General features: G+C 62.2%; 20 protein-coding genes and 2 tRNA genes. 3 read left to right on the top strand and 19 right to left on the bottom strand.

Going from position 1 to position 18951, the window contains the following annotated elements; genetic code table 11:
- Positions 1 to 6: 6 nt before the first annotated feature.
- The 10 genes from ACGYLI_RS09335 to lepA all read right to left on the bottom strand — a co-directional run bounded on the left by ACGYLI_RS09335 (position 7) and on the right by lepA (position 12108).
- Positions 7 to 1182 carry an acetyl-CoA C-acyltransferase gene (locus tag ACGYLI_RS09335; RefSeq protein ID WP_394418981.1) on the bottom strand — a complete coding sequence of 392 codons (1176 nt, stop codon included), beginning with the start codon at positions 1180 to 1182 and terminating at the stop codon, positions 7 to 9.
- Complete coding sequence (locus tag ACGYLI_RS09330; protein WP_394418980.1) at positions 1179 to 3275, bottom strand: 3-hydroxyacyl-CoA dehydrogenase NAD-binding domain-containing protein; 2097 nt, start codon at positions 3273 to 3275, stop codon at positions 1179 to 1181. The genes ACGYLI_RS09335 and ACGYLI_RS09330 overlap by 4 nt, the downstream gene beginning before the upstream one ends.
- A 16-nt stretch (positions 3276 to 3291) precedes the next feature.
- On the bottom strand, positions 3292 to 4080 hold the full coding sequence (locus ACGYLI_RS09325) for an IclR family transcriptional regulator (RefSeq protein WP_067267052.1): 789 nt from the start codon (positions 4078 to 4080) through the stop codon (positions 3292 to 3294).
- A complete protein-coding gene (locus ACGYLI_RS09320) occupies positions 4077 to 5417 on the bottom strand; it encodes a TRAP transporter large permease (RefSeq protein ID WP_067267050.1) in 1341 nt (446 codons plus the stop codon). The genes ACGYLI_RS09325 and ACGYLI_RS09320 overlap by 4 nt, the downstream gene beginning before the upstream one ends.
- A complete protein-coding gene (locus ACGYLI_RS09315) occupies positions 5417 to 5950 on the bottom strand; it encodes a TRAP transporter small permease (RefSeq protein WP_067267049.1) in 534 nt (177 codons plus the stop codon). The genes ACGYLI_RS09320 and ACGYLI_RS09315 overlap by 1 nt, the downstream gene beginning before the upstream one ends.
- Before the next feature lie 26 nt (positions 5951 to 5976).
- On the bottom strand, positions 5977 to 7032 hold the full coding sequence (locus ACGYLI_RS09310) for a C4-dicarboxylate TRAP transporter substrate-binding protein (protein WP_394412332.1): 1056 nt from the start codon (positions 7030 to 7032) through the stop codon (positions 5977 to 5979).
- Between the two features lie 267 nt (positions 7033 to 7299).
- A complete protein-coding gene (locus ACGYLI_RS09305) occupies positions 7300 to 8070 on the bottom strand; it encodes an MBL fold metallo-hydrolase (protein WP_394418979.1) in 771 nt (256 codons plus the stop codon).
- An 80-nt stretch (positions 8071 to 8150) separates the two neighbouring features.
- Positions 8151 to 8981, bottom strand: a complete 831-nt coding sequence (locus ACGYLI_RS09300; RefSeq protein WP_394418978.1) for a 3-keto-5-aminohexanoate cleavage protein — start codon at positions 8979 to 8981, stop codon at positions 8151 to 8153.
- A 148-nt stretch (positions 8982 to 9129) separates the two neighbouring features.
- Positions 9130 to 10167, bottom strand: coding sequence for a hypothetical protein (locus ACGYLI_RS09295; protein WP_394418977.1), 1038 nt, complete (start codon positions 10165 to 10167; stop codon positions 9130 to 9132).
- A gap of 138 nt (positions 10168 to 10305) precedes the next feature.
- Positions 10306 to 12108 carry a translation elongation factor 4 gene (gene lepA, locus ACGYLI_RS09290; protein ID WP_067266602.1) on the bottom strand — a complete coding sequence of 601 codons (1803 nt, stop codon included), beginning with the start codon at positions 12106 to 12108 and terminating at the stop codon, positions 10306 to 10308.
- A 235-nt stretch (positions 12109 to 12343) separates the two neighbouring features.
- Between lepA and ACGYLI_RS09285 the strand changes: the two genes are divergently transcribed.
- Entirely contained in the window at positions 12344 to 12685 is a 342-nt protein-coding gene (locus tag ACGYLI_RS09285) for a hypothetical protein (RefSeq protein ID WP_394418976.1), read from the top strand.
- Positions 12686 to 12689: 4 nt separating this feature from the next.
- Here the strand turns inward: ACGYLI_RS09285 and ACGYLI_RS09280 are convergent, their stop codons facing one another.
- The 7 genes from ACGYLI_RS09280 to ACGYLI_RS09250 form a co-directional block, all read right to left on the bottom strand.
- Positions 12690 to 13151 (bottom strand): low molecular weight phosphatase family protein, encoded by a 462-nt coding sequence (locus ACGYLI_RS09280; RefSeq protein ID WP_394418975.1) that lies wholly within the window; start codon positions 13149 to 13151, stop codon positions 12690 to 12692.
- Positions 13152 to 13655 carry a UPF0262 family protein gene (locus tag ACGYLI_RS09275; protein ID WP_269451601.1) on the bottom strand — a complete coding sequence of 168 codons (504 nt, stop codon included), beginning with the start codon at positions 13653 to 13655 and terminating at the stop codon, positions 13152 to 13154.
- 149 nt (positions 13656 to 13804) lie between these two features.
- Positions 13805 to 15106, bottom strand: a complete 1302-nt coding sequence (hisD, locus tag ACGYLI_RS09270) for a histidinol dehydrogenase (RefSeq protein ID WP_394418974.1) — start codon at positions 15104 to 15106, stop codon at positions 13805 to 13807.
- Positions 15107 to 15157: 51 nt separating this feature from the next.
- On the bottom strand, positions 15158 to 15487 hold the full coding sequence (locus tag ACGYLI_RS09265; RefSeq protein WP_394418973.1) for a hypothetical protein: 330 nt from the start codon (positions 15485 to 15487) through the stop codon (positions 15158 to 15160).
- A gap of 30 nt (positions 15488 to 15517) precedes the next feature.
- Entirely contained in the window at positions 15518 to 15988 is a 471-nt protein-coding gene (locus tag ACGYLI_RS09260) for a DUF2948 family protein (RefSeq protein ID WP_168612797.1), read from the bottom strand.
- On the bottom strand, positions 15985 to 17256 hold the full coding sequence (gene murA / locus ACGYLI_RS09255; RefSeq protein WP_394418972.1) for a UDP-N-acetylglucosamine 1-carboxyvinyltransferase: 1272 nt from the start codon (positions 17254 to 17256) through the stop codon (positions 15985 to 15987). Before murA ends, ACGYLI_RS09260 begins: the two co-directional genes overlap by 4 nt.
- 3 nt (positions 17257 to 17259) lie before the next feature.
- The gene (locus ACGYLI_RS09250) at positions 17260 to 17436 is read right to left on the bottom strand and encodes a hypothetical protein (RefSeq protein ID WP_168612795.1); all 177 of its coding nucleotides are present in this window, start codon (positions 17434 to 17436) and stop codon (positions 17260 to 17262) included.
- A gap of 85 nt (positions 17437 to 17521) precedes the next feature.
- On the opposite strand from ACGYLI_RS09250, the gene ACGYLI_RS09245 reads away from it, so the two are divergent.
- A tRNA-Thr gene (locus ACGYLI_RS09245) sits at positions 17522 to 17596 on the top strand.
- Between the two features lie 258 nt (positions 17597 to 17854).
- Here the strand turns inward: ACGYLI_RS09245 and ACGYLI_RS09240 are convergent.
- Positions 17855 to 18376: a superoxide dismutase family protein gene (locus ACGYLI_RS09240; protein WP_394418971.1), complete on the bottom strand. Its 522-nt coding sequence runs from the start codon at positions 18374 to 18376 to the stop codon at positions 17855 to 17857.
- Between the two features lie 104 nt (positions 18377 to 18480).
- On the opposite strand from ACGYLI_RS09240, the gene ACGYLI_RS09235 reads away from it, so the two are divergent.
- A tRNA-Arg gene (locus tag ACGYLI_RS09235) sits at positions 18481 to 18557 on the top strand.
- A gap of 28 nt (positions 18558 to 18585) precedes the next feature.
- On the opposite strand, the gene ACGYLI_RS09230 is transcribed toward ACGYLI_RS09235, so the two are convergent.
- On the bottom strand, positions 18586 to 18945 hold the full coding sequence (locus tag ACGYLI_RS09230; protein WP_394418970.1) for a response regulator: 360 nt from the start codon (positions 18943 to 18945) through the stop codon (positions 18586 to 18588).
- Positions 18946 to 18951: the final 6 nt, after the last annotated feature.

Below are 18951 nucleotides of genomic sequence, written 5' to 3'. Positions count from 1 at the left end.
CCCCCTTTAGTAGATTTCGAAGAGGCCAGCCGCCCCCATGCCGCCGCCAATGCACATCGTCACGACGCCCAGTTTCACGCCTCGGCGGTGGCCTTCGCGCAGGATGTGGCCGGTCATCCGCGCCCCGGTCATGCCGAAGGGATGGCCGATGGCGATGGAGCCGCCGTTCACGTTGCATTTGTCGGGGTCGATGCCCAGACGGTCGCGGCAATAGAGCGCTTGGCTGGCAAAGGCTTCGTTCAACTCCCACAGGTCAATGTCATCGACGGTCAGTCCATGACGCTCCAGCAGGCGCGGCACGGCGAAAACCGGGCCGATGCCCATCTCGTCGGGCTCGCAGCCCGCCACGGCGAAGCCGCGGAAGGCGCCCATGGCCTGAAGCCCCTGCTGCTCGGCTTGCTTGCTGTCCATCAGCACCAGTGCTGCGGCACCGTCCGACAACTGGCTGGCGTTACCGGCGGTGATGAAGGCCCCCTCGCCGCGCACCGGCGTGAGGCCCGCAAGCCCTTCCATCGTGGTGCCGGGGCGGTTGCATTCGTCGCGGTCCACGGTGACCTCGCGGGTGGAGACCTCCTTGATTTCCTTGTCCTGCACGCCCATGGTGGTCTGCATCGGCACGATCTCGTCGTCGAAGAGACCGGCCTCCTGCGCCTTGGCGATCAGCTGCTGGCTGCGCAGACCGTAGGCGTCCTGATCCTCGCGGCTGATGTTGTAGCGTTTGGCCACGATGTCGGCGGTGTCGATCATCGCCATGTAGACCTCGGGCTTGTGCTCTTCCAGCCAAGGCTCCTTGACCGATTTCACATGCGGCTGGATCAGCGAAATGCTCTCGACCCCGCCCGCGACCATCGGGCCTGCGCCTTCCATGCAGATGGCGTTGGCGGCCATGGCGACGGTCTGCAAGCCGGACGAGCAGAAGCGGTTCACGGTCACCCCCGAGGCGGTCACCGGCAGGCCCGCACGCAGGGCGATCTGGCGCGCGATGTTCGATCCGGTCGCCCCCTCGGGGTAGCCGCAGCCGATCATCACGTCTTCGATGGCCGAAGGCTCAACGCCCGAACGTTTCACGGCTTCGGCGACCACATGGCCGCCCATGGTGGCACCGTGGGTCATGTTGAATGACCCGCGGAAGGATTTGGCCAGCCCGGTGCGGACGGCAGAGACGATTACGGCCTGTTTCATTTGGCAGCTTCCTTGTTCAGATCATCAAAGTTGCGGTTGGTCTTGACCAGTTCGGCCAGCAGCGGCGCGGGCTTCCAGAACCAAGGGTCCTGCTCGGCGAACCCTTCGATCGCCGCCAGCACGTTGGGCAGGCCCTGAATATCGGCCCATTTCATCGGGCCGCCCCAGTAGCGCGGGAAACCGTAGCCGAAGAGCAGGGTCATATCGATGTCGAGCGGGCGTTTGGCGATGCCCTCTTCGAGCACCTTGGCGGCCTCGTTGACCATGGCGCACATGTAGCGGCGCACGATCTCGGCGTCGGTGAACTCGCGCGGGGTGATGCCGCGTTCTTTCTGCTCTTCTTCGATCAGGCGGGTGATTTCCGGGTTCGGCGTGCCGCCGCGTTTGCCCTTCTCATAGATATAATAGCCCTGCCCGGTCTTCTGGCCAAAGCGACCCTGCTCGCAGAGCCGGTCGATATAGGTTGGCACCCGCTCTTCGGGGTGGCGCGTGGCGGCCTTGCGCTTGCGCGTGGCCCAGCCGATGTCGAGCCCGGCGAGGTCGGCCACGGCGAAGGGGCCCATGGCGAAGCCGAATTTCTCCAGCGCCGCGTCGATCTTGTAGGGGCTGGCGCCGTCCAACACCATGTGGTCCGCCGCGGTGCGGTAGGTGGCGAGGATGCGGTTGCCGATGAAGCCGTCGCAGACACCTGCGCGGACAGAGACCTTGCCCAGTGCCTTGCCAAGCGCGAAGCCAGTGGCGACCACGTCTTTCGCGGTCTTGTTGGCGACGACGACCTCGAGCAGTTTCATCACATGCGCGGGCGAGAAGAAGTGCAGCCCGATCACGTCCTCAGGGCGTTTGGTGGAGGCGGCGATCTCGTTCACGTCCAGATAGGAGGTGTTGGAGGCCAGCACGCAGCCGGGCTTGCAAACCGCGTCGAGCTTGCCGAAGACGTCCTTTTTCACGTCCATGTCCTCGAACACCGCTTCGACCACCAGATCGACGTCCTTGAGGCTGTCGTATTCGGTGGAGACGGTCAGCGCCGTGCCGGTCAGGTGATCGAACTTCGCCTGATCAATCTTGCCGCGTTTCAGCGCACCGGCGAGGTTGCCGGAGATACGCTCATGCGCGGCCTTGGCGGCCTCCTCCTTCATCTCGATCAACACGACCGAAAAGCCCGAGAGCAGCGCCGCCGTGGCGATGCCCGCGCCCATGGTGCCGCCACCGATGACGCCGATGGCTTTCAACTCGCGCGGCTCGACACCCTTGAGTTCCGGCAGGTTGCTGACCGCCCGTTCGGAGAAAAACGCGTGGATCATGCCCTGCCGCTGGTCGGTGTTCATCAGCTCCGAGAAGATGCGGCGCTCGGCCTTCATGCCCTCTTCGAAGGGTTTTTCGACACCTGCCTGAACGGCGCGCACCGCCTCGGCAGGGGAAATCTGGCCGCGACCTTTTTTCAGCGTCGCATGATAGGCGGCATCCCAGTCGATCGGCGCGGGCGCGGGCATCTCGCAGATCGGACGCCGCTCGGCACCGCTGTCGAGCAATTCGCGGACGTAAGCGAGGCCCACTTCCTGCGGATCGCCCTCCTCCACGCGGTCGACGATGCCCATCTCAAGCGCTTGTGGCGCCTTGATGTGGCGGCCTGTGGTGATCGCATCGAGCGCGGGTTCAACGCCAATCAGACGCGGCAAACGCTGGGTGCCGCCCGCGCCGGGGATGAGGCCAAGGTGAACTTCGGGCAGACCCACGCGGGCCGAAGGCTGGGCGATGCGGTAATGAGCCGAGAGCGCAACTTCGAGACCGCCGCCGAGGCTCACGCCATGCATGGAAGCGACGACCAGCAGCGGCGAGGCTTCGATGCGGTTGCAGAGATTAGGCAGATGCGGCTCCATCGGCGGCTTACCGAATTCGGTGATGTCGGCCCCGGCGATGAAGGCGCGCCCCTCGCCCACGATCATCACGGCGCGGACGCCGTCTTCGGCCTCGGCACGGTCCATGCCGTCCGCCAGCCCTTGGCGCACGGCTTGGCTCAGCGCGTTGACGGGCGGGTTTTCGATGCGCAGCACGACGATGTCGTCATGGCGCGAATAGGCAATCTTGTCGGTCATTTTAATAACTCCTTTTCTATCCGCGCCGGGACAGGGCCGGCGCCCGTCCGGTGCGTTGTTCGATGCCGCTGACCACGTCGCGCAGGGCTGGCCCCACTTGTGACAGAATGCGGTCGTCGGGCAAGTCCGCCGGCAGTGCGCCGCAGCTAAAGGACACCGGCTCTCCGAACTCACCGGCGTAATAGGGCACGCTGACCGCGTTTACATTGCGGGCATAGCGGGTGTCGGGCGGGGCCAGCACGAAGCCCTGCGCCAGCAGTTGCTCATAGCCCTCACGGCGGAAATCGCGCAGCCGGTCGTCGGGTTCCAGCGCTTCGAAACGGTCTTCGTCGAGGCTGGCCAGCGTGGCCAGACCCGAGGAGGATCCATAGACCGGAATGCGGTGCCCCGGCTCCAGCCAGATCGTCGAGGCCGTGCGCGGCCGCCAAGTGCGCACCAGCATCATCCGGTCGCCATCGCGCACGGCGATCAACGCCAGCGTGCGGGTCTCATCCGCCAGTTCCTGCATCGCATCCGACGCCATATCCACGAAACTCACCGCGACAGAGGCGACGGAGCCGAGCGCTATCGCCGCAGGCCCAAGCCGAAACTTGTCGTTGCGCCCGCCATGGGCCAGATACCCCAGCTCGCAAAGCGTATAGGTCAGCCGCGACACGGTGGGTTTCGGCAGCCCCGTCCGCTCAGCGATCTGGGCATGGCTCAGCCCACTATCGCTGGCGCGAAAGGCCCGCAGAATGCCAAGCCCCCGCGCCAGCGTATTGGCGAACTTGCGGTCCGTGCCGGTATCGGATGCCGCCTGATTCATCGCGCCGCCATCGGGATCAAAAGCGAGATCATCGGGAAGGACATGATCAGGATCAGCACGATCACGTCGACGCTGAGAAAGCGTGTGATCCCGGCGAAGATTTTGTCGATCGGCGCTTCACGGCCCACCACGTTGGCGATGACGAAGACGTTGAGGCCGACGGGCGGGGTGATCAGACCAATCTCCAACAGTTTGATGACCACGACGCCGAACCAGATGAGGTTCAGATCGTAGCTTTCGACCAGCGGGATCATCAGCGGCAGGGTCAGCACCATGATGCCGATGGGATCAAGGAACATGCCCAAAAGCAGGTAGATCAGCGCGATGCAGAGCATCAGCACCACCAGCGACATCTGCGCGTCAGAGACGAAGCCCACGATGGTGCCCGCGACGCCGGTCAGCGCGACGAAGGCCACGAATATCTTGGCCGAGGCGGCGATGAGGAAGATGGCGGAGGTCTGCACGCAGGTTTCCTTGACCGCGGCCCAAAGACCGGCCCAGTCAAGTTTTTTCTGCGCAAAACCGATCAGCGTGGCCGAGACGACGCAGACCGCTGCGGCCTCGGTCGCCGTAAAGATGCCGCCGTAGATGCCGCCGATGATGAGCACGAAAAGCAGCAGTGCGGGCCAGCTTTCCAGCGCTGCGGTCCAACGCTCCCCGGCGCTGTAGCGCTGGTCGGTCGAGGGGGCGACCGATGGATCGCGCCAGACCCAAACGGCGATGACCAGCACGAAGCCCATCAGCGTCAGCAGCCCCGGCAGAACACCGGCGAGAAAGAGCGAGGAGATCGAGGTCTCGGTGAAGATGCCGTAGATGATGAAGAGTACCGAAGGTGGAATAAGCGAACCCAGCGTGCCACCCGCCGCGACCGAGGCGGTGGCGAGGCGCGGGTCATAGCCCATGCGCAGCATCTCGGGCGTGCAGATCTTGCCCATAGTCGAGGCGCAGGCAATGGACGAGCCGGTGATCGCGGAAAACCCGCCGCAGCCCATGACGGAGGCCATGGCCACCCCGCCCGGCAGCTTGGTCAGCCAGACCTTGGCCGCATGGTAGATTTTCGTCGTGATATCCGCGCGGTAAGCGATATGTCCAAGCGCCACGAAGAGCGGGATCATCGACAGATCGTAGGAATGGATAAGGTCGAAGGAGTTCGAGAACACCATCGAGGTGGTCGCCTTGATCGCGCGCTCGGGCATGAAGGTCCCGGTGCGGAAGGCGAAGATAAAGAAGGTGGCGACGGTCGCGACCGAGGCCAGCGTGAAGGCGATCGGCACCCGCAGGGCCAACATGATCAGTACCGCGGCAAAGGCGATCATTCCGATGGTCGAGGCATCCATTAGCGCAAGTCCTCTTCAACCATAAGGTCAGCCGCGTGATGTTGCTCATCCGAGACGACGCCGCCCGCAAGAACGGTGCGCCCGTCGCGCCATGTCAGCTCGGCCAGCCGCAGGAAAGTGGCGATCATCCCGATCAGGAACAACAACCGCCCCGGCCACTTGGGCAGGTTCAGGTCGCCATAGAAAAAGCTGCCCTTCTCCACCACGGAGAGGAATTCGCGCCCGCCGGAATAGATCAGCGGCGCCAGCGCCAGCATGCCGATGGCAGAGCCTGCCACGATCAGCACCGAACGCGCGCGTTCGGGGAAACGGTCGGTCACGAAGGCGACCGAGACATGCGCACGGGCCGCGGTGGCGGCAGCGAGGGGCAGCAGGATGGCGGCGACCATGAGCTCTCGCACCATGGTCACGCTATCGGGCACCTGACTGGCAAAGAGCGCGCGGGCGATCACGTTGGAGGTGATCAACACCCCCAAGGCGATCACCGCTAAGGCCCCCAGTCCCAACAGGATTTTCTCCAGATTTACCAACATATGCTGCCCCTCCCCACTGTCAGCGATCAGTTACCGGCGGCGTCCCATGGGTAGCCGTTGGCGTCACGCTCCTCGGTGTATTTGGCGATCAGCGCCTTATACTCTTCCAGCAGTTCCTCACCGGGCAGACCGGCGGAGCTTGCCGTTTGCACCCATTCGTCAAGGAACTTCTCACCGGCTTTGACCAGTTTCGCGCGGTCTTCTTCGGGCAGGGTGATGACTTCGACGCCCTGCTCTTTCATGGAGGCGATGGCCTTTTCGTTGGCGGTGGTGATCAGACGACCGAATTCATCGGCCATGTCCGCGCCAACCTCGGCCAGAGTGGCCTGCTGCTCTTCCGTCAGGCTGTCATGCATGTCCTTGTTCATGAAGATGCCAAGGCCGCCGACCTGACCCCAATCGAGGATCGTGTAGCTGTCCATCACCTCGGCCTGTTTCAGCGCGGCAACGGCATAGCTGTAGCCCTGCGAGCAGTCGATCAGCCCGGTGTCGAGCCCTTGGTAGGCGTCGTAGATCGACATGTTGACCATGTTCGCGCCCTCCTCGCCGAAGACCTTGCCATAGGCGCCGACGCCGCGGACCTTCTTGCCCGAGATATCGTCGACGGATTTGATCGCGCCGCCCTTGCAGCCGATGTTCACCTGAGAGGTGGTCCAAGTGCCGATGTAGACGAGGTTCTTGTCGGCGAGGTCTTCTTGAATGGCTTCGTTGCTGCGCATCAACTCATCCGTGGCGCGCATGCCAACCCAAGCGTCGGGGTTGTTCACCGGCAGGTCGGCGATACCGTAGCCCGCCATCTCTTGCGGGTAGTAAACCGCGATGACCGAGCCGGTGTCGGCCACGCCATCGGCCAGCGATTGCACGGCGGCATTGGCTTTGAACAGCGCCCCGCCCCACTGGATGTCGAGGCGCATATCGCCGTCGGACCGTTCGGCGACCTGATCGGCGAACCACTGCAACGCCTGCGCGCGCGCACCGCGGTTCGGCCCGGCTTCCCCATGAATCAACACGGTCTCAGCGCTTACCGCGCCACCAGCCAGCGCCAGAGCTGCGGCGCAGCTCAGGTGTTTGAAAATTGTCATGTCGGCTCCTCCCAGAGACTTGTTTCGCAATGCGAACCGTTGTTTCGCATTTGTCGCAGGTCACGCTAGTCCGCGGACCGAAGGCGATCAAGCGAAACTTCGGCCAAAGGCAGGTAGAGCGGTTAGGCTATTGAATTTGTTAAGGGAAAATTTCCCGAAGGATGGTGCAGGCGTGGAACAGCCCCACCATATCCCGGAATCGGCTGTTCGGATCGACCGGCCCGTAGAAAAGGCGACCACGCCCGCTCAGGACGTGGCCGCTGCATTTTAATACCAGTCGCCGAATTTGACCTCGACATCGGTGCCGACGCGTTTGGCGAACTCTTGCGGGTCTTGGGTGCCGCCGTCTTTGCCCCGGAAGTGATAGGGGTAGACGTAAGCGGGCTTGAACTCGGCCACCGCCGAGGCGGCGGCGTTGGAATCCATGGTGAAGGGCAGGTTCATGCAGACGAAAGCCAGCGAGATATCGGTCAGCCCGCGCATCTCGGGCGTGTCTTCGGTATCGCCCGAGATATAGACGCGGAAGCCGTCGAAGCCGAGGATATAGCCGTTGTCGCGCCCCTCGGGGTGGAACTTCTTGCGCTCTTCGGTGGTGTTATAGGCCGGGATCGCGTTGATCGGCAGGCCGTTGAACTCGGTATTCTCGCCATTGGCAATTTTGCTGGCCTTGGCGGCAAGCGCTTCGGGCAGCATGTCGAACACCGCTGGGTTGGTGATGATCTGCACGTCATCGCCTGCCAGTGCGGCCAGCGTATCGGCATTGTAGTGATCGCCATGCTCATGGGTGATGAGGATCAGATCCGCCGCCGGGAAATCGCTGTATTGCGCGGGCTCGCCCACCGGATCGACATAGATCACGCCCTTTGGCGTCTCCAACACGATGGAGGCGTGATCGACGGGGTGCACGGTGATCGGCCCTGCGTCGGTGTCGAATGTATCACCGTTCTGCGTGGCGGCGCGGGCGGCGAAAGGCAGCAGCGTCACGACGCCAGCTGCGGCGGCGGAGGTGGCAAGGAAATGGCGGCGGGTCTGGGTCATTTCAGGCTCCTGTTGGTTGCTGGAACGGGACATAGCGGCCCCGCCCCGCATTTCAACGCGGCACCCGTTTTGCGGCAAGCCTATGAGGGGCGCAGGCCGAGAATCTCACGCGCTTGTGCAGCCGTGGCAACGGGGCGCTCATATTTCGCGCAGAGATCCGCCGCGCGCTGGATCAGCGCCGCGTTCGACGGCGCCAGCGTCTCGCGGTCCAACCGCACGTTGTCCTCGAGTCCCGCCCGCGTATGGCCACCCGCCGCGATGGCCCATTCGTTCAGCACGATCTGGTTCGGCCCGATCCCGGCGGCACACCACTGCGCATCGGGCGCCAAGCGGTTGAGCGTCTGGATATAAAAATCAAAGGTCTCACGGTCCACCGGCATGGCGTTTTTCACGCCCATGACGAATTGCACATAGAGCTGGCCGGGGATGCGCCCGTCACGGTTCATCTCGGTGGCCTTGTGGATGTGGCTGAGATCGAAGGCTTCGATCTCGGGCTTGATCTCATGGGCTTTCATCTCCGAGGCCAGCCAATCGACCAATTCCGGCGGGTTCTCGTAAACCCGCGTCGGGAAGTTGTTGGACCCGACCGAGAGCGAGGCCATGTCGGGCCGGAGCGAGAGCATCCCGCCCCGCTCCCGCCCCGCGCCCGAACGCCCGCCGGTGGAGAACTGGATGATCATGCCGGGGCAATGTTTTTGCACGCCTTCCATCAGTCGCGCGAATTTTTCGGGATCGGAGGACGGAGTTTCATCGTCGTTGCGCACATGGGCGTGGCAGATCGAGGCCCCGGCCTCAAAGGCCGCATGAGTCGACTCGACCTGCTCAGCGATCGAGATCGGCACGGCGGGGTTGGCGGCTTTGGTGGGGACGGAGCCGGTGATGGCGACGCAGAGGATGCAGGGGGTGGTCATGGGTGGGGGTCCTGTGGCGGGGGTGTTTGGGGCGGAAGGTCGCATATGGCGGGGGCGGTGTACATCGGTTAGCGGAGAGGATGAGAGGTCAGTGTCTACCACCGCGCCCGAACCCAGATCAGGTTTGGCGCTCCAAATCTCGTATAACTTACCGACAATAGTGGACTTCAGGACGCTCAGCGATCAGATTGACCCGCTGAACATTCGACAAAGGTAGAAAAGCATACATTGCATCCGAATGACATTTTCCTTGCTTGGTATTAAAAACCAAGAAACCATCGCCTGACGAAAATAGAATATAAAACAGGCTACGATCGGTACTTTCAATATTTGCCCTCGAGTTAATTAACCTCGAATATAGCTTTTCTTGTCCGAGCATAAAGCTGATAGCGAGAACCGCCCATCCGATCACCATCAGACCAAGACTTACGGATGTATATCTATTTTCGGACCTGAGCAACGACCTCGCAAATTCCGAAAAAGGGAGCTGCAAGAGCCAGCGCTTTGTAGAAACGGTGTGACGTTGCTGCAGCACGAAGCCGGTGATGGCCGCGAACATTAGCCCCGAGAGAACCCAAGCAAAACTCCTTGATCCGAAAAGGAAGAAGGAACTTCCATAGTACACTTCGCTAAAGACGAAAATAAATAGCGCAGCAAACACCGTGACACGGGCGCTAGATGCATTTCGCGCAAGAGCCCTAAACTTTTGTTTTCGCTTCGTTGACCGCCTAGAAAACTGAGCGGCCATTTCCGAAACAATAGCTACGAGGCCCCAAGATAGTACCGTCGAAAGAAATGAGGAAGTGAAAACACTAATTGTGAAGGTAGTCGCAAACAAAAACAGGAATGTTGAATCTAGAAATAAAACTAAATCACGCGGGCCAGCATACACGAATCCTGCTAGATGAGCGGTCGAGACTGACAACAAAACGGCAACAGCCAGGCCAATCTTCTGAACCTCAGTAAACGACTTTCTCATATTGAACCAATTTGCCTCTGATCCAGTAAAACGTAAGGCATTGCGGATCAAAGCACTAGGGAGGATAGCTGCGATGGCTCTGCACGCGGTGAAATACACCTCTCGAATACATTGAAAGAGACCACATTCGTAAGACGACTGTGCCGATAGGTCAGCAATCGGCTGCGGCACCCGAGCGCCAAGGCGCAACTCGTGGGCACCGCCCAACTATATTTCAAACGCTTCATGGAAGTCTTTGCCGGGCTCAGGCCCCGGATCGGCCATCGGCACCCAAACACAACCGAGCGGGAACGCGCATTGCTGCGCAATACGCTGCCTCCCGCGCGCTCTAAAAATGGCCAGCTTTTAGCTGTCCATTTTTAGAGCGGAAATAAACGCCTCCTGCGGGATATCCACCTTCCCGAACTGGCGCATCTTCTTCTTACCAGCCTTCTGCTTCTCCAGCAGCTTCTTCTTCCGCGTGGCGTCGCCGCCGTAGCACTTCGCCGTCACGTCCTTGCGCATCGCCGAGAGCGTCTCGCGCGCGATGACCTTACCGCCGATGGCCGCCTGGATCGGGATCTTAAACATGTGGCGCGGGATCAGGTCTTTGAGCTTTTCCACCATCGCCCGGCCGCGCATCTCGGCGCGGTCGCGGTGCACCATGGTCGAGAGCGCATCGACAGGCTCGTCGTTCACGAGGATCTGCATCTTGACCAGATTGTCCTGACGGTAGCCGATCATCTGATAATCAAAACTGGCGTAGCCCTTGGTGACCGACTTCAGCCGGTCGTAGAAATCGAACACCACCTCGTTCAGCGGCAGGTCATAGACCACCATGGCGCGCGAGCCGGCATAGGTCAGGTCTTCCTGAATGCCGCGGCGGTCTTGGCAGAGCTTCAGCACGTCGCCAAGGTAGTCGTCGGGCACGAGGATCGTCGCCTTGATCCGCGGTTCCTCCATGTGATCGACCAGCGTCATGTCGGGCATGTCGGCGGGGTTGTGCAGCTCTTGCATCTCCCCGTCCTTCATGTGGACGTGGTAGATCACCGACGGCGCGGTGGTGATGAGGTCGATGTCATATTCGCGCTCGAGCCGGTCGCGGATCACCTCGAGGTGCAAAAGGCCAAGGAAGCCGCAGCGGAAGCCGAAGCCAAGCGCGGCGGAGGTCTCCATCTCATAGGTGAAGGAGGCGTCGTTCAAGGCGAGCTTCTCGATCGCCTCGCGCATGTCCTCGAAGTCATTCGCGTCGACCGGGAAGAGGCCGCAGAACACCACCGGCACCGAGGGTTTGAAGCCCGGAAGTGCTGTTTCGCACTTGCGCTTCTCATGGGTGATCGTGTCACCGACGCGGGTGTCGCGGACCTGTTTGATCGAGGCGTTGAGATAGCCGATCTCGCCGGGGCCGAGACTGTCGACGCCGACCATCTTGGGCCGGTAGACGCCTACGTCGTCCACATCATAGGTGCCGCCGGTTTTCATCATGCGGATGCGGTCGCCCTTCTTCAGGGTGCCCTCCACGATGCGCACGATACAAATAACGCCGAGGTATTGGTCGTATTTACTGTCCACCAGCATCGCCTTGAGCGGCGCGTCGGGGTCGCCGCCCGTGGGTGCGGGCAGCTTGTTGACGATCGCCTCCAGCACGTCCGGGATGCCGACGCCGGTTTTGGCCGAAATCAGACAGGCCTCGGAGGCATCGATGCCGATCACGTCCTCGATCTGTTCGCGCACGCGGTCGGGGTCGGAGGCGGGCAGGTCGACCTTGTTCAGCACCGGCACGATCTCATGATCTGCGTCGATGGCGGTATAGACATTGGCCAGCGTCTGCGCCTCGACCCCCTGCGTGGCGTCCACGACCAGCAGCGAGCCCTCGACCGCCTGCATGGAGCGCGCGACCTCATAGGCGAAGTCGACGTGTCCGGGCGTGTCGATCAGGTTCAACACATAGGTCTTGCCGTCTTTCGCCGGGTATTCGATGCGGACGGTGTTGGCCTTGATGGTGATGCCCCGCTCCCGCTCGATATCCATGTTGTCCAGAAGCTGGCTTTGCATGTCGCGTTCGGCGACCGTGCCGGTGAGTTGGATCAACCGGTCGGCCAGCGTGGATTTGCCGTGGTCGATATGCGCCACGATGGAGAAGTTGCGGATGTTTTCAAGCGGTGTCATGCAAGGGGATATGGCGCAGTGCTGCGCCTGCGTCAATTGGCCATGAACGCGCCCATGCCCCCTGCCCGCCCTTCACGGCGCTTTATCGCGGGCCAAGGGGCGCAGCCCCCCAAAGGAGAATTGCGCGAAGCCCCGTTTTGCGGCATAGTGGCGGGCAGAGCAGACCGGGCCGACAAGGGGAAAACCCCATGGTCCAAAACAATAGGGCAAATCAATGCGGACAGTTGCAAGTTTGATGGCGCTCGCCATCTTGGCGGGTTGTGGCGGATCACGTTATTCCAGCGATGCCGCCTTAGGACGTTTTTCCCCGACACCGGTGCTTTTCGCCACGGGACCAATTCAAAAGGCCTGTCTGGCCGATGGGCGCCGCGGCTCCAGCCATGCGCGCTGCGGCTGCGTGCAGGCGGTGGCGGATCAGACGCTGTCGCGCTCGGACCAGCGCCAAGGTGCCAAGATTTTCCGCGACCCGCACCGTTTGCAGGAAATGCGCCAATCCGACAACAAAAGCGAGAACGCTTTCTGGAGCACATGGAAAGCCTTCGGCCAAAGCGCCGCGGCGGCCTGTTCCAACACCTGAGCGCTCAGCTTTCGCTGAGCGGCGGGCCAAAGCGGTCAATCAGCCGTCCGACGATCTGATCGCGGGCGGCGCGAAACTGGGTCAGCTTGGCCTCGCGCCCCTCGCCCAGCCCGGTGGGATCGAGGATTGGCCAATATTCCACATCAAGATGGTAAAACCGCGTCAGTTCCAGCGCCCGGCGCTGGCTGGCAGGGCTAAGCGCGATCACAAGGTCGAATGACCCCAGATCGTCGCCCCATTCCTCCATCTCGTCGAAACTGCGGCTGCGGTGGCGGTCGAGCTCCACCTCCAGCTCTCTGCATACGGCGATAGAGAAGCCGTCAATCTCTATATCGTTCTTGACGCCGACGGATTGGACATAGGTGCCGGTGCCGTAGAACTTCTTCATCAACCCCTCGGCCATGGGAGAGCGGACGGCGTTATGATCGCAGCAGAAGAGAACGGATTGAGGCAGCACCTGCGTCATTTATCCGCCGAAATGCAGAACGCAGATCAGGGTAAATAGCCGCCGCGCGGTGTCGGTGTCGATCTCGGCCTTGCCCGAGAGCCGCTCTTGCAGCACGCGGGAGCCTTCGTTGTGGATGCCGCGCCGGGCCATGTCGATCGTCTCGATCTGGCTGGGGGGCAGCTTCTTGACCGCTTCGAAATAGCTTTCGCAGATTTGGAAGTAATCCTTCACCACCTGCCGGAATGGCCCGAGGGAGAGGTGGAATTCCGCTGCCTTTTCAGCCGCCTCGGTCTGCACATCAAAGACCAGACGTTTGTCGCGGATGGAGAGGGACAGATGGTAAGGCCCTTCGGGCACCGGCCCCTTTTCGCGTTCGGGCAGGATGAAACTGTTCTCTTCCAGCAGGTCGAACATGGCCACCTTACGCTCCTGATCGATCTCGGGCGTGGGCGGCGGCATGTTCGCGTCATCAAGCGCGATATGGGTGATGCGGGTCATCGGCGCATCCTTTTTGCTGGCGATACCCTTTCGTGGATAGCGCAGCGGTGGAGAGGGGGCAATGCGCGAGAGCACGCGCGCCCGCGATTGCGCCCCGTCAGCGCATTTGACGATACGTCAGAAGCATCGACAGGACCGAGAGCGCGCAGGCGGGAGCAGCGCTGCCCCCTGCCCTAGTCGTTGAGTTTGCGCAGACGCGCGGTGACCGACAGGCCATGCGCCTCAAGGCTTTCGGACTGGGCCAGCCGCTCTGCCGCGGGGCCGATGGCCTTGAGCGCCTCGGGCGACATCTGCGCCAGCGTCGTCCGCTTCATGAAATCCAGCACCGACAGGCCTGAGGAGAAACGCGCCGAGCGCGCCGTGGGCAGAACGTGGTTCGGCCCGCCGACGTAATCGCCAATCGCCTCGGGCGTCCATTGGCCGAGGAAGATCGCCCCAGCGTGGGTGATCTTGTCCGACAGCGCCTTCGGGTCCGCCACGCAAAGCTCGAGGTGCTCGGGCGCAATGCGGTTGCTGAGGGCGGTGGCGGCGTCGAGGTCCGGCACGGTGATGATCGCCCCATTGTCGCGCCAGCTTGCGCCCGCGATGGCGCGGCGTTCGAGGGTAAGCAGACGTTTCTCAACCGCCTCTTCCACCGCGCGGGCAAAGGCAGGGTCAGTGGTGATCAGGATGCTCTGCGCGCTCTCGTCATGTTCGGCTTGGCTGAGCAGATCGAGGGCGATGAAATCGGGATCATTCTCTCCATCAGCGATGACAAGGATCTCGGATGGCCCCGCGATCATGTCGATGCCGACCTTGCCAAAAACGCGGCGTTTGGCGGCGGCGACGAAAGCGTTGCCGGGGCCGGTGATCTTGTCCACCGGGGGGATCGTTTCAGTGCCATAGGCCAGCGCCGCCACGGCCTGCGCGCCGCCGATGCGGTAAATCTCATCCACCCCGGCGATGCGGGCGGCCAGCAGCACCAGCGGGTTCAGCACGCCATCGGGCGTCGGCACGACCATCGCCAGACGCGCCACCCCCGCTACCTTGGCCGGGACCGCGTTCATCAGCACCGAGGATGGGTAGCTCGCCAAGCCGCCGGGCACATAGAGGCCCGCGGCGGAAACCGGCGTCCAGCGCCAGCCCAAGGTGGCGCCATCGGGGTCGGTCCATTCCGCATCCTCTGGCAATTGCCGGGCGTGATAGGCGCGGATGCGGTCGGCGGCGAGTTCCAGCGCCTTGCGGTCTTCGGGGGAGACTTCGGCCACGGCGGCGTCGACCTCTTCCGCGCTGATGCGCAGGGTCTCGGCGGTCAGGGTCACGCGGTCGAATTTCTGCGACAGGTCGATCACGGCGGCATCGCCGCGGGCACGCACATCGGCGATGATCTCGGCCACCACGGCGTCGACATCGGGGCTGTCCTCACGCTTGGCGTTCAGCAGTTTGTCAAAAGCCGCTTCGAAATCGGGAGCGGAGGCATCGAGCGTGACAGGCATGGGTTCAAGCTTTCGAAAAAGGGGCCGCCGCGTTGGGCTGGCCCAAAGGTGTTAAGACGCAGAGGGGCGGCGCAGGCTCGGTTCGGCCCGCAGGCCCGAAGTTTTAGAGGTGGCAGCGGGGGCGGCACGCTGCGCCAGTCGCATGGCGCGGGTGTCTTGGGCATTGTCGAAAATCGCGCGCGCCACCTGCGCCACCAAAATGGCGAAGAGGCCGCCAGAGACCAACGCGAGCGGCACGACCAAAGTCGCGACCGAGAGCGACGCGATGAGTTGCACTGCGCCCAAGACGCAGCCCAAGAGGATCAGCGCCCAACCGGACACCTCGGTCAGCAGCGCGGTGATCCGGCCCCGGGTAAATCTATTCTGTTTCAGTTCAGGCATCTTGCGATCCTTGCCCGCCATGCGGCGGCGTCACTCAGGGTGAACGGGCCGTTTCTTGGACGGGGCGACATAGGGGCGGGTCACATCCTTGAGCGTCACCTCAAGCGCTTCGACCTCCAACCGGATCGCGCCGTCTCCGGCCAATGTCAGCGTCACATGGCCCGAGGGCGCGTCGCCCTCTTCAAACGCGATATCCAGCAGCGACAGAATCGTATCGGCATCGCCCTGCGGCACACCTTGGCTGGCGACACGTTGCACGTTGTTGAACATCAGCACCGATTGCACCCGCTCGGGCGCATGACGCGCCGCCCCCGTATCCTCATGCCGCAAGCGGTTCAGCAGCAGCGCAAAGCGCGCGCCTGCGCGGTGCCAGCGCATTTCGGAGGCGGGAAAGACCGCGTCTTGGGTCAGCGAGGCGATCACCGTCAGATCATCGGCATCCAGAGCACCGAGGTTTAGCGGCGCTTCGCGGCCATCTTCGAAACGTGCATCTTCGGTCATTTGTCGCTGATCCTTTCGATATCCGCCCCAACGCCACGCAGTTTGGAGACCACATGCTCATAGCCGCGATCAAGGTGGTAGACCCGGCTGACCGTGGTCTCCCCAGTGGCGGCCAACCCGGCGAGGATGAGGGAAATCGACGCCCGCAGATCGGTCGCCATAACCGGCGCCCCTTTGAGCTTTTCGACCCCGGTGACCTTGGCCGTGCCACCCTGCACATCAATCCGCGCGCCCATGCGGATCAGCTCAGGCGCGTGCATGAAGCGATTCTCGAAAATCTTTTCTTCCAGAACCGAGGTGCCTTCGGCGGTGCAGAGCAGCGCCATCATCTGCGCTTGAAGATCGGTCGGAAAGCCTGGGAAAGGCTCGGTGGTGACATCCACTGCCGAAATCCGCCCGTTGCACCGCGCGACCTTGAGACCCGCATCAGTCTCGGTCACGTCGATGCCCGCCGCGTCGAGCTTTTCGCAAAACGCCTCCAGCAGGTCGATTCGCCCGCCCAGAAGCTCGACCTCACCGCCGCAGAAGGCGGGGGCCAGCATATAGGTGCCAAGCTCGATCCGGTCGGTCACGACCTTATGGGTGGCGCCATGCAGGCTGTCGACTCCCTGAATGGTGATGCTGGAGGTGCCATCGCCTTCGATCTGCGCGCCCATGGCCCGCAGACAATCCGCCAGATCGACGATCTCGGGCTCGCGCGCGGCGTTGTTGATGACGGTGGTGCCCTTGGCAAGGGTCGCGGCCATCAAGATATTCTCGGTCGCCCCGACAGAGGCGAAGGGGAAGTCGATCACCGCCCCCTTCAGTTTACCGCCCGCGGCCTTGGCATGAAGATAGCCGTCCCGCAGGTCGATCTCCGCCCCCATCTTGGCCAGACCGTCGGTGTGAATGTCCATCGGGCGCGCACCAATCGCGCAGCCGCCGGGGAGCGAGACTTCGGCATGACCTTCGCGCGCCAAAAGCGGCCCCAAGACCAGATTCGACGCCCGCATCTTGCGCACGATGTCATATTCCGCGCGCGTGTTGATCTCCCCATGGCTTGCCATGGTGATGACCTTGCCGTCCTGCATCGCGGCCACTTCGGCGCCGAGAGACTGCAAAAGCTGCGTCATCGTGCGAATGTCGCTCAGACGCGGCGCATTGGTCAGCGTCAGCGGCTCTTCGCTCAGCAATGTGGCGGGCATCAGCGCCAGACAGGCGTTTTTAGCACCCGCGATGGGAATTTGCCCGTTGAGCGCACCGCCGCCCCTGACCAGAATGGAATCCATCGTTCAGCTGTCCTTTTCCGGCCCCTCGGGGCCATTGCCTGTATCCTGCGCCACATCCTCGGCCCGCGCGCGCGCCTGCGCCTTGCGCCGCGCCATATTTGCCTTGAGCGCAGCCTTCAGCCGCGCCTCCCGCGCAGAGGGTGTTTTGGCGTTCTTTTCCGGGGCGTTTTGCTTTGCCATGCCGCCTATCTAGCGCAGGGGGCAAGAAGGGTCCAGATCAGGGGTTGCGCCCCCTTTCGATTACGGCTAATCACCCGCCCACGGCGCTGCTGTAGCTCAGAGGTAGAGCACTCCCTTGGTAAGGGAGAGGTCGAGAGTTCAATTCTCTCCAGCAGCACCATGAAACTTCCTTTTTTCCGGATAAGCATGTATAGCATTAGTGCTGGTCTCTCGACTTACGCCCGCCGCTACGCGTCAGTCTGAGTGCGAGAGTTCAATTCTCTCCAGCAGCACCATGAAACTTCCCTTAGTTATCGAAGTACCCCCGCGAGAGTGCCGCTCGTTTCTTTAAAGCCAACGCTACACGCCTAACCTATACATCGAATCGACACCCCCGCCCCGATAACCCGGGACGGAGGCGGCAAAACCTCACATCAAATCACGACGCCTCAAACACGCCACAAGCGATACGCGAACCCGCGTCGCCCGAAGGCTGCGATTCGTAATCGTCTGCGCCGCTGTGAATGATGAAGGCCGCACCGTCATCGTCTTTGATCATGGTCTCGATATCGAGCAGGTCGAGAAAGACTTCGGCTTCCAGCACCCCATCTTCACCCACGACCATATTGGGCATATCACCGGGATGCGGCCCACCTTCGACGAGCACACCGTGTTTGCGGTCCCCCGCGATATGGCCACCGGCGGATTTGAAATCCTCTGCCGAACAATCACCGGTCTCATGCAAGTGCACGCCGTGGGTACCCGCGGGCACGCCGGTTACGTCGATCTTGACCAAGGTGCGGCCCGATGCGGTCGTGTTCAGCGAAACATTGCCTGAAATATCGTTCGAATTGCCCGCGAACTGAGCCGTCGCCGCCGTTTGCATATGGCTTTCGGCCTGCGCCGCCACGGCGCCTGTTGTGGCCAAAGCGGCCCCGAGTAGGATATTGCGCAGATACATGGCTTCCTCCTTTGGGTTATATGTCCGATGACGGCTCAACCCGCCCGGCCCGCGTCGGGTTCCTCTTGATGCAGGGCGAGGCTTGCCCCTATAAGCGGCCGAGTGCTCCCTTAGCTCAGCTGGATAGAGCAGCCGACTTCTAATCGGCAGGCCGAGGGTTCGAATCCTTCAGGGAGCGCCACTTTCTTTCACACTTGGGCCCTCCCCACCTAAGCGCGCGAAAAGTCCTCGATCGCCGCGGCGATCAGATGCGGGAAGGTCGGCTTGCCAAGCATGGCGACAGGCTCAAGCGCGCTTAGCCGCTGCTGGGTGAGATCGTCCAGATTGCCGCTCATGAAGACGCAGCGGATGTTGTGCTCCGCCAGCAGCCACTGCGCCACCGCTTCACCGGAATCGCCATTGGCGAGCCGCAGGTCCATGAAGACCAGATCGGGCCGGGTCTGCGTCACCACCTCCCGGCAGGTCGCGAAATCCTTGACCGGGCCAAGGACGGAATGTTGAAGCTGTTCGAGCTGCATCTGAAGGTCCAAGGCAATCAAGAATTCGTCTTCGACAATCAGAATATTCACCGGGCA

The sequence above is a fragment of the Sulfitobacter sp. 1A13421 genome (assembly GCF_043557285.1).
In the GTDB taxonomy this organism is placed as follows: Bacteria; Pseudomonadota; Alphaproteobacteria; order Rhodobacterales; family Rhodobacteraceae; genus Sulfitobacter; species Sulfitobacter faviae.
The sequence above is the reverse complement of the archived record's forward strand: the minus strand, read 5'-3'. Positions and strand labels throughout refer to the sequence as shown.

Coding starts and splice junctions, on each gene's coding strand:
- ACGYLI_RS09335 (WP_394418981.1), bottom strand. CDS start 1,182: ATGAAACAGGCCGTAATCGTCTCTGCCGTCCGCACCGGGCTGGCCAAA.
- ACGYLI_RS09330 (WP_394418980.1), bottom strand. CDS start 3,275: ATGACCGACAAGATTGCCTATTCGCGCCATGACGACATCGTCGTGCTG.
- ACGYLI_RS09325 (WP_067267052.1), bottom strand. CDS start 4,080: ATGAATCAGGCGGCATCCGATACCGGCACGGACCGCAAGTTCGCCAAT.
- ACGYLI_RS09320 (WP_067267050.1), bottom strand. CDS start 5,417: ATGGATGCCTCGACCATCGGAATGATCGCCTTTGCCGCGGTACTGATC.
- ACGYLI_RS09315 (WP_067267049.1), bottom strand. CDS start 5,950: ATGTTGGTAAATCTGGAGAAAATCCTGTTGGGACTGGGGGCCTTAGCG.
- ACGYLI_RS09310 (WP_394412332.1), bottom strand. CDS start 7,032: ATGACAATTTTCAAACACCTGAGCTGCGCCGCAGCTCTGGCGCTGGCT.
- ACGYLI_RS09305 (WP_394418979.1), bottom strand. CDS start 8,070: ATGACCCAGACCCGCCGCCATTTCCTTGCCACCTCCGCCGCCGCAGCT.
- ACGYLI_RS09300 (WP_394418978.1), bottom strand. CDS start 8,981: ATGACCACCCCCTGCATCCTCTGCGTCGCCATCACCGGCTCCGTCCCC.
- lepA (WP_067266602.1), bottom strand. CDS start 12,108: ATGACACCGCTTGAAAACATCCGCAACTTCTCCATCGTGGCGCATATC.
- ACGYLI_RS09285 (WP_394418976.1), top strand. CDS start 12,344: ATGGCGCTCGCCATCTTGGCGGGTTGTGGCGGATCACGTTATTCCAGC.
- ACGYLI_RS09280 (WP_394418975.1), bottom strand. CDS start 13,151: ATGACGCAGGTGCTGCCTCAATCCGTTCTCTTCTGCTGCGATCATAAC.
- hisD (WP_394418974.1), bottom strand. CDS start 15,106: ATGCCTGTCACGCTCGATGCCTCCGCTCCCGATTTCGAAGCGGCTTTT.
- ACGYLI_RS09265 (WP_394418973.1), bottom strand. CDS start 15,487: ATGCCTGAACTGAAACAGAATAGATTTACCCGGGGCCGGATCACCGCG.
- ACGYLI_RS09260 (WP_168612797.1), bottom strand. CDS start 15,988: ATGACCGAAGATGCACGTTTCGAAGATGGCCGCGAAGCGCCGCTAAAC.
- murA (WP_394418972.1), bottom strand. CDS start 17,256: ATGGATTCCATTCTGGTCAGGGGCGGCGGTGCGCTCAACGGGCAAATT.
- ACGYLI_RS09250 (WP_168612795.1), bottom strand. CDS start 17,436: ATGGCAAAGCAAAACGCCCCGGAAAAGAACGCCAAAACACCCTCTGCG.
- ACGYLI_RS09240 (WP_394418971.1), bottom strand. CDS start 18,376: ATGTATCTGCGCAATATCCTACTCGGGGCCGCTTTGGCCACAACAGGC.